The 13,490-nt window shown below is 38.5% G+C and carries 13 protein-coding genes and 1 riboswitch; of the genes, 3 read left to right on the top strand and 10 right to left on the bottom strand.

Annotation, left to right across the window (positions count from 1 at the left end; genetic code table 11):
* Nucleotides 1-9: 9 nt before the first annotated feature.
* Together O4O04_RS00745 and O4O04_RS00740 are read right to left on the bottom strand one after the other, a co-directional pair.
* Nucleotides 10-381, bottom strand: a complete 372-nt coding sequence (locus O4O04_RS00745; RefSeq protein ID WP_272531672.1) for a photoactive yellow protein — start codon at nucleotides 379-381, stop codon at nucleotides 10-12.
* 13 nt (nucleotides 382-394) lie between these two features.
* Complete coding sequence (locus tag O4O04_RS00740) at nucleotides 395-781, bottom strand: hypothetical protein (RefSeq protein WP_272531671.1); 387 nt, start codon at nucleotides 779-781, stop codon at nucleotides 395-397.
* 81 nt (nucleotides 782-862) lie between these two features.
* On the opposite strand from O4O04_RS00740, the gene O4O04_RS00735 reads away from it, so the two are divergent.
* Complete coding sequence (locus O4O04_RS00735; RefSeq protein ID WP_272531669.1) at nucleotides 863-2,083, top strand: methyl-accepting chemotaxis protein; 1,221 nt, start codon at nucleotides 863-865, stop codon at nucleotides 2,081-2,083.
* A gap of 29 nt (nucleotides 2,084-2,112) precedes the next feature.
* Here the strand turns inward: O4O04_RS00735 and O4O04_RS00730 are convergent, their stop codons facing one another.
* Genes O4O04_RS00730 through O4O04_RS00710 form a run of 5 tightly spaced genes read right to left on the bottom strand, consistent with a single transcriptional unit; the run spans nucleotide 2,113 to nucleotide 6,548 of the window.
* Nucleotides 2,113-3,762, bottom strand: a complete 1,650-nt coding sequence (locus O4O04_RS00730; RefSeq protein ID WP_272531668.1) for a hypothetical protein — start codon at nucleotides 3,760-3,762, stop codon at nucleotides 2,113-2,115.
* Between the two features lie 31 nt (nucleotides 3,763-3,793).
* Complete coding sequence (locus tag O4O04_RS00725; protein ID WP_272531667.1) at nucleotides 3,794-4,234, bottom strand: TraR/DksA family transcriptional regulator; 441 nt, start codon at nucleotides 4,232-4,234, stop codon at nucleotides 3,794-3,796.
* Nucleotides 4,235-4,242: 8 nt separating this feature from the next.
* Nucleotides 4,243-4,404: a 50S ribosomal protein L33 gene (gene rpmG, locus O4O04_RS00720; RefSeq protein ID WP_272531666.1), complete on the bottom strand. Its 162-nt coding sequence runs from the start codon at nucleotides 4,402-4,404 to the stop codon at nucleotides 4,243-4,245.
* Between the two features lie 15 nt (nucleotides 4,405-4,419).
* A complete protein-coding gene (locus O4O04_RS00715; RefSeq protein WP_272531665.1) occupies nucleotides 4,420-5,355 on the bottom strand; it encodes a bile acid:sodium symporter family protein in 936 nt (311 codons plus the stop codon).
* Nucleotides 5,352-6,548: an aminotransferase class V-fold PLP-dependent enzyme gene (locus O4O04_RS00710; RefSeq protein ID WP_272531664.1), complete on the bottom strand. Its 1,197-nt coding sequence runs from the start codon at nucleotides 6,546-6,548 to the stop codon at nucleotides 5,352-5,354. Before O4O04_RS00710 ends, O4O04_RS00715 begins: the two co-directional genes overlap by 4 nt.
* A 50-nt stretch (nucleotides 6,549-6,598) precedes the next feature.
* Here O4O04_RS00710 and alr point away from each other — a divergent pair, with 50 nt between their 5' ends.
* Both alr and O4O04_RS00700 read left to right on the top strand, forming a co-directional pair.
* Nucleotides 6,599-7,738, top strand: coding sequence for an alanine racemase (gene alr / locus O4O04_RS00705; RefSeq protein ID WP_272531663.1), 1,140 nt, complete (start codon nucleotides 6,599-6,601; stop codon nucleotides 7,736-7,738).
* Between the two features lie 10 nt (nucleotides 7,739-7,748).
* Entirely contained in the window at nucleotides 7,749-8,645 is an 897-nt protein-coding gene (locus O4O04_RS00700; RefSeq protein ID WP_272531662.1) for an alpha/beta fold hydrolase, read from the top strand.
* On the opposite strand, the gene thiD is transcribed toward O4O04_RS00700, so the two are convergent.
* The 3 genes from thiD to O4O04_RS00685 all read right to left on the bottom strand — a co-directional run bounded on the left by thiD (nucleotide 8,621) and on the right by O4O04_RS00685 (nucleotide 13,483).
* On the bottom strand, nucleotides 8,621-9,427 hold the full coding sequence (thiD, locus tag O4O04_RS00695) for a bifunctional hydroxymethylpyrimidine kinase/phosphomethylpyrimidine kinase (protein ID WP_272531661.1): 807 nt from the start codon (nucleotides 9,425-9,427) through the stop codon (nucleotides 8,621-8,623). The genes O4O04_RS00700 and thiD overlap by 25 nt on opposite strands.
* Complete coding sequence (thiM, locus tag O4O04_RS00690; protein WP_272531660.1) at nucleotides 9,424-10,182, bottom strand: hydroxyethylthiazole kinase; 759 nt, start codon at nucleotides 10,180-10,182, stop codon at nucleotides 9,424-9,426. Before thiM ends, thiD begins: the two co-directional genes overlap by 4 nt.
* Nucleotides 10,170-10,272, bottom strand: a riboswitch (TPP riboswitch). Its footprint overlaps the gene before it by 13 nt.
* A gap of 40 nt (nucleotides 10,273-10,312) precedes the next feature.
* Nucleotides 10,313-13,483 (bottom strand): efflux RND transporter permease subunit, encoded by a 3,171-nt coding sequence (locus O4O04_RS00685; protein WP_272531659.1) that lies wholly within the window; start codon nucleotides 13,481-13,483, stop codon nucleotides 10,313-10,315.
* Nucleotides 13,484-13,490: the final 7 nt, after the last annotated feature.

Below are 13,490 nucleotides of genomic sequence, written 5' to 3'. Positions count from 1 at the left end.
ACTTATTGACTATCGATATTTCACGAAGACCCAATTGGTTTTGGAAGACTTATCATGATAAAGGTGTATCACAACATTGGTTGGCTTCATTTTATAGGTAAAAACATAGTTGAACACAAGGTTGAGTTCTCCTTTACCTACTCCGTCTTTAAATCTACCAAAGAAGATCCGATTGTTTGTACAAACAGCAATGTCAGTAAAGAAATTCTTGCCCTCTGCCTTCTCAACTGGAACTCCAGCTAATTCGGATTCATATTTATTGTAAATTAAGATCTTGCCGTCTGCATCCAGTTTAACAATTCCGAAGCCTTGTGCATCTGCATCTGCTTTTGTTACACTTCCTAATTTACTTAAAAAACTATTTTCAATAAAACTTGTCATTCTTTGGATTCTCCTAGTTTGATTCCTTTTCTTTGTAGAGCTCAATAAGCTGCTCTTCCATCTGTTTGATCATATCGATTATATCACCAGTTGATTGTGCTCCAGGAAATGCAGAAAAAAGTTCGTCCTTTTCTTCGTAAAGTGACACCACTTGGTCAGTGAGTGATTCAACTTCTGATGACCAGTTCTTGACTTCCATATCCGCATATAAAGATTCCAATTGATCTGTTACATTTTTGGTTAATGAAATTAAACTGGGGACATCTTCTGCACCGCTAACTTGTGATGAGATAAGTTCATTGATCCAGAACACAACAGAATTCTGGCTCTTTGCCTTCTCTAATTTCTTTCTTTCTTGCAGTGGGTAATTGTCTAAAAGTTCTTGTTTTGTAAAAATCATCAAATATCTCCCAACTTAAATAAAAGTATCAAAATGGCACTTTTATAAGTCGATATTACTATATAGACAGATCTAAACGAGATGGAAATTGTAAAAGTTATAAATTCTTATAAAAAAAAATTCTGGTGGGGAATTTCACTCGAAGTTAGTTCATCAACTATAATATTACTAGTATTACTTGATCTTGCTTTCATTCAACAAATACCTTCCCTAAAGAAATACTTAATCGCTATTGGTTTTTTTGGACTCAGTATTAGCATTGTCCTTCGTTTAGTAACCTATATAGCCCTCAGACCGCTTGAAGAAAAATCCATCCAAAGAATTGATCCGGTATTACTTCTCATGGGGAAAGGATTGGATCTTTACGGATTTTTGGAAATGGTTACAGATTCTACACAATCAGTTCAGCAACGAATAGATCAGATAGAGAAAGAAATTTTGGAATTGGATGCAAAAATCCATGAAACAACTACAGACATGGACAATGTCTTCCAGATTGTAACACAACTGGCGAATCAAGAAGTGATTCTTATGGATGACGTGGGTAAAACTTCAGAAGAGATTCATTTTATGTTTGAGATTGTGAATTCCGTAATTGATGAAATTGATTCTAGAAATGATAATATGAAAAATCTTGTGGAGATGAGCCAAGCCGGCGGAGAGAAAGTACAAAAAACCAACGCGATCATAAAATCTATAAGTGAGAAAGCGGATGATACTTTAAAGTTGGTCGATTTTATTAATAACATCACGAAAGAAACTAATCTTCTCGCTATCAATGCAGCGATTGAAGCAAGCCATTCTGATTCAGAAGGCAAAGGATTTGCAGTAATTGCAGACGAGATGAAGAAATTAGCAGTCCTGACCTCACAGAAAGCAAAAGAAGTAACCAAGCTCCTCAGAGATAATACAGACGACTACAAGTATGCTCACAAAGCAAGTGATGAGAGCGGAGAAGCTTTCCAATTCATATCCTCACAGATTCATATCATCTCTGGAACTATCGCTGAAGTCGTTCAAACCATTGGAGAACTAAAAAGTCGTGGCGGGGACGTGATCAAAAAGGCTGAAATTTTAGACAAATCTGCGGAAGCTGTCAAGAATTCATCAGGCGAAGTATATGGAGAGATTGTTGCAATCAACGAAACTCTTGGATTTATTGGGGAATTATCAGCAAAATTAAAAGATGAAGTTCAGAAGATCGTTCGTTTGCAAAAAAGTATCGCAGAAAAATCAGCAATCGTTCAAGAAATTGCTTTGAAAATCAACCAAGAGACAGACGAATTTTTGGGATTGGATTAAAATAACCGATTTATAAATTGCAATTTTCTTTACTTATCAATGAGCATCAATGCTAGATAATGCAAACTGATTCCAATTGCAATTATTGCCCAGATCATTTTTGCCTTGTCTGCATAAACCTTTAGTTTGACTTTTGCATTGTCCGACACTCTAGTAGCGAGAACCATCATCATAAGAAAAGCTCCTCCATCGGGATGGACAATCTGGTATCCAGTCATAAGTGGAAGTATTAGCAGAATTGAATATTTGATATTATCGCGAATATAATAATTCAGACCAAGATAGAAGCATAGCAAAATCATTCCCAGCATACCCGTCTCACCGAGCCAACCTAAGTAGAAATTTGCAGGACTATCGACAAACTGATCTTTTGGCTTCACTTTAACTAAGGACTTTGGATCCTTCAAGTGCACAATCATTGAACCAAATCCACTTCCAAAATAAGGATGGGAAGTAAAAAGATCAACGGATGCTTTTGTAAGATCGTACCTATAAGACTCAACCGTGCGTATGGATTCTCCACGAACCAATTGCTTGAGTTCTAGACTAGTTTTCTGAAAAGATGGGCTGAGCTTCTGATTCTCACCAAACCATACCAAGGTGAAAGTTGCTGCTAAAATCATAAGCATAGCGATTGTGCGAAAAGTATATGCAATCCATAGTTTCGGATATTGAATTTTTTGGATTATATATAACCCAATCAATACATACAATCCACCACTATAAGTTAGCCAAAAAGTCTTTCCAAGCTTGAATCCGGAACAGAAAACCACGACCAGAATCAAACTAAGTATTGTTACTCTTGTTGGTTCTCTCCAGACACCCTTTTTCTCGCGAACTTTCCAAGCTAAGAAGAGACCCAATACAGGAAATATCCAAGAAGCAGAACCAGAATCTCTAAACAATCCAGCAACTCGTCCAGATATTAGAGAAAGATTCGTATTCTGCATCATGAAATTAGGCGATAAACTTGTTTGAATAAGAATAATGACTGCCTGGATTACAAATACTATAGAAAGTCCAATCAACCAGATTCTACTTGGATTGTCATTGTTTTTCGAAGTTCTCTCTTCTGTAAAAATATACCATGTAACAGGAATTATACTATCCCATAGCATCCAAGTCAAACCAAATGCAGAACGATAAGAGAGACCTTTAAAGTAAAATCCTTCTGTGAGAGTGATTCCATTTGTCCAATTCCATGGATGGTATTCCAGAAATCTCTCTAGAACAAGAATCGATACAAAGAATACAAACCAAACTTCTGGTTCTTTCCAATAGCTATCTTTTTCTCCCGCTGGCGAATTGAGAGCGATCCTCCGAAGATAAGGATCTTTGTCCGACATTCCAGCTTTGAATTTATCATGACCATAAATTTTTAGTAAAATTTCTCTTACTAAAATTCCTGAAATCGCACCCCAAAATAATGGATGCAAAGTAGTCCAATCTGGATATGTCACCAAAGCATTGCTATATGATCCGAATCGAACTAAACTAAGGGCTCCAATGATTGTAAAAATTCGTCCCCATCTACGCCACAAAAGATTGGGTATAAAACCAAAAGCAAATAGAGGAATAAATAGAGTTAAATATTCTTTGAACGGATAAGGAAAAGAATATCGATATCCCACGATAGTCAATATCAGTAAGATTACGGATAGTAAAGTATGGGAAATCACTATCCTAGGATTTTATGAAAGGGAAATAAATCTAGTCTAAATTGTCCATATCCATAGGGATAGGAAATTGTGTAAGAGAGTCTGACCTTGCAAATGAAGATCTTGGTCTATTCTTGGAGAGTTGTTCTGCATATTCAACTGTATATCGAGTCCAGGGAATCGCTTTTAGTCTGGCAACAGGTATTTTCTTCTTCGTACCTTCACAGATTCCGTACGATCCGTTCTCCATTTTCTCTAGTGCAAATTCTATCTGCTTTAGAGTATCGATCTCAACTTCTGTAAGAACCGAAGTCAGAGCCTCGCTGTTCAACTGTGAAGCGATATCTGCGATGTCACCCATCTCTTTCAATCCAGACGGAGAACTATTGTCTTCCCATTGATTGAGCTTTTGAAGAAGATCTACTTTCTTCTCCATCAGAGCAGTCTTAAGCTCTTCTTGCGTTTTCTTGTCTAGAGCGGGTTTTGCAGGCATCTTATTGATTAGACCTTGGACTCCTTATGATCGAAGTGTTTCTTGCAAAATTTACAATACTTTTTCGTCACAAGTTTCTCTGACTTAGTCTTCTTATTTTTAGTTTGAAAATATGCGCTTTTTCCAGGTGTTTCACAACCGGTGCAAGCTAGCTTGATGATCTCTCTCATAATTGAAGCCAGTATTTAGGCAGGCTCTGTAGCGTCAACATCTAAATCAGATGATTTTCTCCAGAAAGATGCGAGAATACTGCCTATAATTGAATGCGTCAGACTCGAAATTGCGCTTGGTATCGCAGTTTCTGGTGTCGGGAAATTTTCCCTAGCTAGAACAACTCCGAGGCCTGAATTCTGCATTCCAACCTCAATGGAAATAGTTCGAGCATCCGACTCGCTCAGTCGCAGAATCAATTTAACAATTGTAAATCCTAAGAAAAAGCCTAAAGAATGCAGAATAATACAAGCTAATATTACAGAATGTCCGCTTTTTATAATGGCATCTCGACCCGCTCCAATAACAGATGCAACAATCATTGTTATGAATAAAACAGATATAACTCCAGAAAACTTTCGACCTTGACTTGCCCAATTCGGCAGGTATCGGTTCAAAAGCAGCCCTACCCCTACAGGCAATAAAATCACTTGCATGCTTGAAAATACCAAACCCATTGAGTCGACTTCCACTCTAGTTCCCAAATAAAAACTTGTAAGCATTGGAGTCAAAATCACAGCTAACAGAGTTGATATGGACGTAAGAACAACTGAAAGTGCAAGGTTCCCACGCGCAAGATAGACGACTACATTTGAGGCTGTTCCACCTGGACAACAAGCAACCAGAATCAAACCTGCATAGAAATTGTCAGGAAGTTCAAGTATTGACGCAATCAAAAAGCCTAACAAAGGCATGATGGTAAATTGCAGGATGACTCCAATGATCACGATTTTTGGAGTATTCAAAACCAATCTGAAATCTGAAGGAGCCAACTCGAGTCCCATTCCAACCATGATCAAACCAAGTCCGATTGTAATCATCAATCCGGAGAACCAAGTAAAAAGATAAGGAAAGAAGAAAGATATCGTTGATGCACTAAGAAGTATCCATGGAAAAAGTCGAATGATCACAGAATTTTATCCAAAACCATATCAAGTTGTTCAATTGAATTATAAATATGTGCACTCACTCGGATATTTCCAAGTCTCTCTGCAACAATGATATTCTCCGCAAATAGTTTAGCTTGTATTTCTTTAACGTCACCATTCTTAGGAACGAATCCTACAACACCTGACTGGATGTGAGTGCATTGATCCCTTGTAGTTTTAAAGCCATTTTCTTTAAGTTTAGTAAAGAAATAATTTGACAAACTATAAATTTGATTCTGGACTTGGTCGAATCCGATTTCTGCTAGCATCTTCAATGATGAATGGAAATATACCCAATCCAAAAAAGATGAAGTAGAATACTCATATCGATCTGCAGTTTTCTTATAATCAACTTTGTATGGAAGATATTGAGAATCATCAATCACCGATTGAGTGCCTTTGAAAACTGGTTCTATGGTATCCAATGCCTCATCGGAGATGTACAAAACTCCTAGCCCTAATGGTCCAAGTAACCACTTCCAAGAAGATGCCGCCATGAAATGAACATTTAAGCCGCTTAGATTCAATGGAATATGACCAATTCCCTGTGCTCCATCTAATACCAGTTTGATGCCTTTTGATTTACATAAATCGGCAATTTTTTGAATTGGGAGCGGAATTCCTGTGCACCAGTGTATCGGTGATAAGCTCAGAATTCGAATTGAAGAGTTGGAATCGATCATTGATTCTATTGAATCAAAGTATTTATCTGGACTGTATTGCATGGGAACCTTTAGAATATTTACATTCTTAGATAGCCAATGCTCCCAAGGATAGTAATTGCTCGGGTATTCATTTTCTAAAAGGAGTATACTATCCCCAGAATTCAGCTTCAATCCCAAGGAATATAAATTAAGTCCTTCCGATGTATTATGGATCAATGCTAGATTCTTTTCTTGGACATTCAGTAACTTAGCTAATATGGAAATGATTTCTGATTTAATTTTAGTATAAGAAAAATTGGGAGAGAATATTCCGAGTTTTGAATACTCTTCCAAATACGATTTAACAGCTGACTGCTGAATGGTTCCACATGGAGTTGTTCCAGCATTGTTAAGCCAGATCGTTGACATGTTGACTGGATACTGATCTTGTATGTATTTCCAATTCATATGATGCAATAATTGAATAATGCCTGGAAATGGCAATCTATTCCAAAGTTTAGTGCACAGCATAATAAACTTGCCTTCCACCCCTCTATCGAAAATCCTGTCCTATAGTTATTATGCTTTCTGCTAAGATCGAACTTTCGCGATCCGCTTTAGTACACAATGTTCGGATCTTTCGTGAGCTAATCGAATCAAACAAACAAAAAACGAAATTCTGTGCTGTTCTCAAATCGAATGCTTACGGACATGGGATTTATGAGATGATAGATCTTTGTCTCGATGCATCCGTCGATCTATTCGGAGTCAATTCACTTGAAGAAGCTCAAATAATACGCCAAAAGCATAAAACAATTCCTATTTTGATTATGGGAGATATCCCAAATATTAGAAATCGTGCAAATGATCTGAGTGATACAAACTTTTGGGTTATCGTATCTCGACTTGTTGAATGGGAATTTCTTTCCAATCTAGATATAAGACCGCGCATCCACCTCAAAACGGATACAGGAATGGGAAGACTTGGACATAGCGGAGAATCTCTCAGAAATATATTGAGTGAAGCTCATTCAAAAGGATTACCCTTAGAAGGTATCGCTACTCATTTTGCATCAACCGAAGATTTTACAGAGCATTCATATTCCCAGAAACAACTTAAAACTTTTCAAGAACATATCGAAATTGCAAATTCCTTTGGATATACAAACCTTATAAAGCATTGTGCGGCTTCCGCATCCGCCTTGTTATTCGATGAAGCTCGAATGGATATGGTAAGGATTGGCATAGCTTTGTATGGATTGTGGCCAAGTATGGAAACCAAATTATCCATGAAATTATTGGGCAAGCCGGAAGCAGTCCTCAAGCCTGTTTTAGTTTGGAAATCTCAAATACAACATATTCAGGAAGTTCCGACTGGAACATTTATCGGTTACGGGTCGACATACAAAACTACGAGTCCTACAAGAGTTGGAGTTGTCCCTGTCGGTTATTATGAAGGTCTGGATAGAAAATTATCAAATAATGGATATATGTTAGTTGCAGGCAAGCGAGCGAGAATTCTCGGAAGAATATGTATGAATATGACAATGATCGATATTACTCATATTGATTCTGCAATTTTGGGAGACGAAGTTGTGATTATTGGTTCTTCTCAGAACGAATATGTTTCTGCGGATGATTTATCATTGTGGAGCAATACAATCAATTATGAAACTACAACAAGCATTCTTTCCCTACTCCCGAGAAATATTATAGACTAAGGAAATTGGTATGGCTGAAAATTTTTACGATCCGGAATCAGATAGAAAATATTTCCACTGGAAGCATTTTACTCTATCATATACTAGACATCCTTCCAAGAAGAAAGGACCTCTATTTATTCTTATTGGCGGATGGACGTCTGCACCTAGATATTGGGATCGCAATCTAAACTTTTTCATTGAGAGAGGCGAAGTCGTCGTACTAGACTTAGTTGGACATTTCCCAGCAACATTCTCAGAAGATTGTCATGATCTAGAAATGATGGATTTTCTGGAAGCCCAGTCCCAAGCAATTATTGAAATCGCAGGAAAGAAAAAACCAATTCTGGTTGGTCATTCAACGGGAGGACTCGCAGTACTCGGTGCGGGTGCACTACATCCTAAGTCCATCTCAAAAATTGTATGCATTGCCCCGGTTGTTTACGGACCGGTAGTTGGCCTCTTTAAAACAGCTGTATTAATGCACAGGTTTCATATGGGATTGGTATTCGAACTGGGATTTAGAGCGACTCAGATGAGTGAAGTATTTCTCGAGCAAGGATTTCTTCGCGGAGTAAGGGATCCTAAAGGATTTGAAAACCTTCCGGGAATGAAAGACTATTTTCACAACTATTTTCCAATGTTTAAGAATCTATCAGGCAAGCATATGAGTATGATTCTCGATATGTTGGACCGAACCGATATCAGACCATTGATGTCTGATTATAAAGTTCCTACACTCTTGATTCGAAGTCAGCACGACCCTATCGTTCCTCCAATTTCATCAGACCATCTGACTCGAGATCATGCTTCAATTCAAGAAGTCTTATTCAATGAATCCGGACATTTTGTTCACTTAGAGCAACAAGAAGAATTCCAAAGAGTTGTAGCTAAATTTCTAGATCACCAGAACGCATGGAAAAAATGAACAGGACCTTTGCCCTTGCCAATATTGTATTCGGCACTTGCTAATATCGCCTGAGTTAGGTATGATTTAGCTTTTTTTATAGCGTTGTAAATGTTCTCACCTTTTGCTAGTTGAGCCGCTATCGCAGCTGAAAAAGTACAACCTGTACCATGCGTATTGTTAGAAACAATTCTTTTAGCAGAAATCCAAACGGGGGACTCACTTTGCATTACAATGCAATCTTCACTTTCATTTCCTTCAGCGTGCCCGCCTTTTACAACAACAGCCTTCGATCCCATTTTCAGAATTTCCATTGCGGCAAATTCCATATCCGATTTAGATTTTATGTCGTGTCCAACCAAATCAATTGCCTCTGGAATATTAGGAGTAAGGACTGTTGCGATTGGAAGGATCAGAGATTTTAAAGCATCAACTGCTGACTCTTCCAAAAGGCGATGACCTGACTTAGCTACCATAACTGGGTCAACCACAACAAATTTTGGTTTGTACTGCTGCATTTTCCGTGCAACAAGTTCAATGATTTCTACCTTGTGTAGCATTCCGATTTTTACCGCTTCAATGTCTAGGTCTTCAAACATAGAGTCGATTTGTTCTTCGATCGCTTGAATAGGAAGATCATATAAACCTTTTACACCTGTCGTATTTTGGATAGGCAGGCTTGTTAGAACATTGCATGCATATACACCTAACGCAGAAAATGTTTTGGTATCGGCTTGCATCCCAGCTCCACCACTACCGTCGAATCCAGCTATGCTCAAAGCTATTGGAAAATTTCTTTTCATAACATTTCGATTCTAAGATTTTCTTGGACTTCAGAAACTTTAATCTGATATAGAGCATCCAAGAATCTTTCTTTGAATGTTCCAGTTCCTTTTGCAAGTGATTCAGCAATCTCACCCATATAACCATAATATGCGACAGCCTGTGTAAGATCCGCAAGAGATACTTCATGATCCGAAATCACTGCGGTAAGGAAAGCAGATAAAACGCATCCTGTTCCAGTTATCTTAGGCATCAAAGCTGATCCGTTGTAAGTCCTAGACATATTCTTACCATCAGTCAATAGATCAACTTCTCCACTAACAACCACTATACATTTGTATTCTGTTGCGAGGTAAAATGCAGAATCTTTTACAGACAGAGTACTTTCTGTACTATCTACGCCTCGAGTTGAATGATTCTTACCCGCTAGGCTTGATATTTCCGATGCATTGCCTCGAATCAGATTCACTTTTCCTGTAGCCAAAATATCCAAGCAAGCTTTGGTTCTTGTTGCCGTAGCTCCGGCTCCCACAGGATCAAGAGTTATCTTGGATTTGGAATTCGTGCTCAAAACCTTATCAATGATAGATCTTTGGTGGGTGTTGATAGTACCAATATTGATACATATTCCATTTACGATAGGAACCAATTCAGTTGCATCCGTCGGATCTTCTGACATCACAGGAGCTGCTCCAACAGCAAGCAAAGCATCTGCCACGAAATTGACAGTTACGGAATTGGTTATGTTTAGAACGAGTGGGTGCTTGGTTATCATCACACTGCCTCCGCTAGTATTATCTAGTTCAGGTCATCAGGGTATATTCTCAGCCATGACTCAGAGTCAATAGCACCCCCGGCGAATAGAATCAATGTCAAGTGAACTACAATCCTTCCTTTTGTCTATTCTATTTAGTAGAAGGATTATAAGATTTCAAAATCAAACCAAAACTATTCTTGATAAGCCTCTTAAATTTTCCAACAATCCAAATCAAATCTCGGTTTACGAGAAAAAGTACAGGAATTCCATACAGTGTGATAAAAGTTGAGCTGATAATTCCATAAGCCAGAGCAAGAACCATAGGTTCCAAAAATGGATCAGAGCCTCCAATTCCATAACCCGTTGGCAAAAGACCAAGGACAGTGGTTGCAGTTGTAATCACAATGGGTCGCAACCTTCTTCCTGATCCTTGAATCACTTTTAGTTTATCTTTTCTCCGAGCATATTTCGTTCGACGTATTGTCTCACCTTTTGGAAAAAACTTATTGATAAACTCCAACATCATAATTGAATTATTTACAACAATTCCTGACAGTCCTATAACTCCAATTGCGGCCAAGAATGAGAATGGAAGACCGTGCAAAAAGAAAGACCATAAGACTCCCACAAGTCCAAACGGAACAGCAAGCAATACCAAAATCGGTTGAGAAAAAGATTCAAACAATAAAACGATAGCGAGATAGATCGCGATAAATCCTAAGAAGAATGCAATCACCAATGAACGAAAAGATTCTTGAGATTTTTCTGCTTCACCGCCAAAACTCATAGTCACTTCAGGAATCTCTTTTAGTTCTTTTGCAAAATTGGCAAGAGTTGCATCCACAACTTCTTTGGGGATCACATCAGGCTCACTATTCGCTGTGATGGAAGTAGTTACCTCTCCTTCAATATGATAGATTTTGGAATCAGCTCGTATCGTCGAAATACTAGAAAATGAGCGCAACGGAATGAGGGCTCCCGTTCTATTGCGAACTTCAAGATCCAAAATATTTTTGGGGGATGATCTATACTTGTCGGGGAACTTGGCTCGAATTCCAATCTCTTCATTTTCGCGAACGATGGAAGTTGCAACAATACCATCAAAAGCTATGCGAAGAGTCGTTGCAACATCTTGGACGGTCAAACCCATTTGACCGAGAGTAGCATAGTTCAAATCTATCTTATATTCCTCTCGACCAATTTTGGCATTGGAAGCAACATCATAAACACCTTTCACTTGCTCAAGATACTCAATCACTTTCTGGGTATATTTTTCTCTCAAATCTTTACGATCTGACAAAACACGAATTTCTATCGACTTACCAACGGGTGGTCCGGGTTTCACAACTTGAACATCCAATTCAACTAAAGGTAAATTCAAATCACCTATACGATTGCGAAGTTCTGTAGCAATTTCTGTTGCCTCCCTTTCTCTTTTTGATACCGGTGTGAGTCCTACTTCAATTGCTGCGAGTTGCTTCTCACCGCCAATGGGAACAGCCAGTTTGTTTAAGTTATTGGTTCCAATCTTACTCGTAGTATAATAGAGTTCTTCTTCCGACAGCGAGAGAACCAATTCTTCTATCTGATTAATTACCTTTTCTGAGGCATTGAAAGAATAGTAATCCGGCATCTCCAAAGTTATGTTGATCGTATCAGCGCCCGCAGGGGGGAACAGATTCATTCGAACTTGGGGGCCAACAAAACGAAATGTCATGACTAGAAAGAGAAAAATCAATCCGAGACTTAGATACTTTATTCTGAGCGTTGCCCTTAAAGTAGTTTCGTAGAAACCCTTCATTCTTCGCTCCAGTCGATTTCTGAAATTGTCATCTTTATGCGAATGGGCTTTGCCATATTCATTGACAAGGCTTGGTAGAAAAAACCAGGAATAGAGCAATGAACCAACGAGTGAGGCAATCACTACTATAGGGATTGCCTTGATGAACTTGCCCATGGTGCCAGTCACAGCAAACATCGGAATGAACGCAAATACAGTAGTACAAACACTGGCAAAGATGGGCATTACAACTTCCATCGTACCTTTGAGAATATTTTTTGCTTTGTCGCCCCCCCGTTGCACATAGTACAAAGAGTTCTCTGTAACAACAACGGACTGATCCACGATCATACCCAATGCCGTGATCATTGCAACCAAGGAGATGGCATTGATCGACTGATCCAATCGATTCATCAAAATAAAAGTAACCAAGAACGAAAATGGAATACTAAGGGCAATGAGAAAGGAAGACCGGATATCTATGAAAAAAATCATGATACAGACAACCAGAAAAAATCCAAATAGGGCATTGGAGACAACTACCTCAATCCTATTTCTAACAACACGTGACGCATCAGAAACTATGGATAGCTCAACACCCTCAGGTATTTGCAGCTTCTTTGCATCAATGTATTCTTTTATTTTATCTACCAATCGAATCAAATCTTCGGTCGACGACTTCTTGACAGTGAGAGTGATTCCTTGCTTACCATTGAAATAGGTGCGCATCAATTCATCTTCAAATCCCTCTTCGACTTCAGCAACGTTCTTTACACGAATCGTTCCCCCACCAAATTCTGATCGAATAATCGTTTCTCGAATATCTTCCATGGATCTAAACTCAGCGATCGTAAGAATGTTTCTCTGTGAATTGCCCGCTTCTAAATTTCCGCTTGTTGCCCTTATATTTCTTGAAGAAATCGACTGCAGAACATCAGCGATTCCAATATAGGAATTCTTAAGCTTCTGTGGATCTGTATAAACTAGAAACTCTTTGTCACGATACGCATATTTGTCTACTTGCGATACTCCGGAGATTCGTTTAATTTCTTTCTCCACTTGCTTCGCAGTCTCTCGGAGCGTCGCATACGGAAGATCCTTACCAGAAATTCCAATACTGAGAACAGGAAATTCTGTAGCTTTCAGATCTCGAACTTGAGGTCTTTCTTTGACTTCAGAAGGCAAATCAGTGACCCGCTCCACTGCTCGGCGGATCTCATCTTTTACTTCGTCTTGGTTGGGAAAATCAATATCGATTTCAACTACAATGCTAGAAACGTTTTCTTGCGATGTTGAGTTAAAGGTTTTGATACCTGCAACTCCTTTGAGCTCATCCTCAATCAATCTCGTTACGTTTTCTTCCACATCCTTGGGTGAAGCCCCCAAGTATTTCGTGGTAATGATCATGGTTCCCAAATCAACTTGAGGGAAACTATCTCTTTGCATTTTGGTAATGGATTGAATGGAAATCAAAACAATTCCAACCAACATGATTCGAACAAACAAAGGCCGATCTACAAAGTATTTAAATAATTTCATCGAGACT

The organism is Leptospira sp. GIMC2001 (assembly GCF_028462125.1).
Taxonomy (GTDB): domain Bacteria; phylum Spirochaetota; class Leptospiria; order Leptospirales; family Leptospiraceae.
Note: the sequence above shows the minus strand (reverse complement) of the source record. Positions and strands in the feature narration are given on the sequence as shown.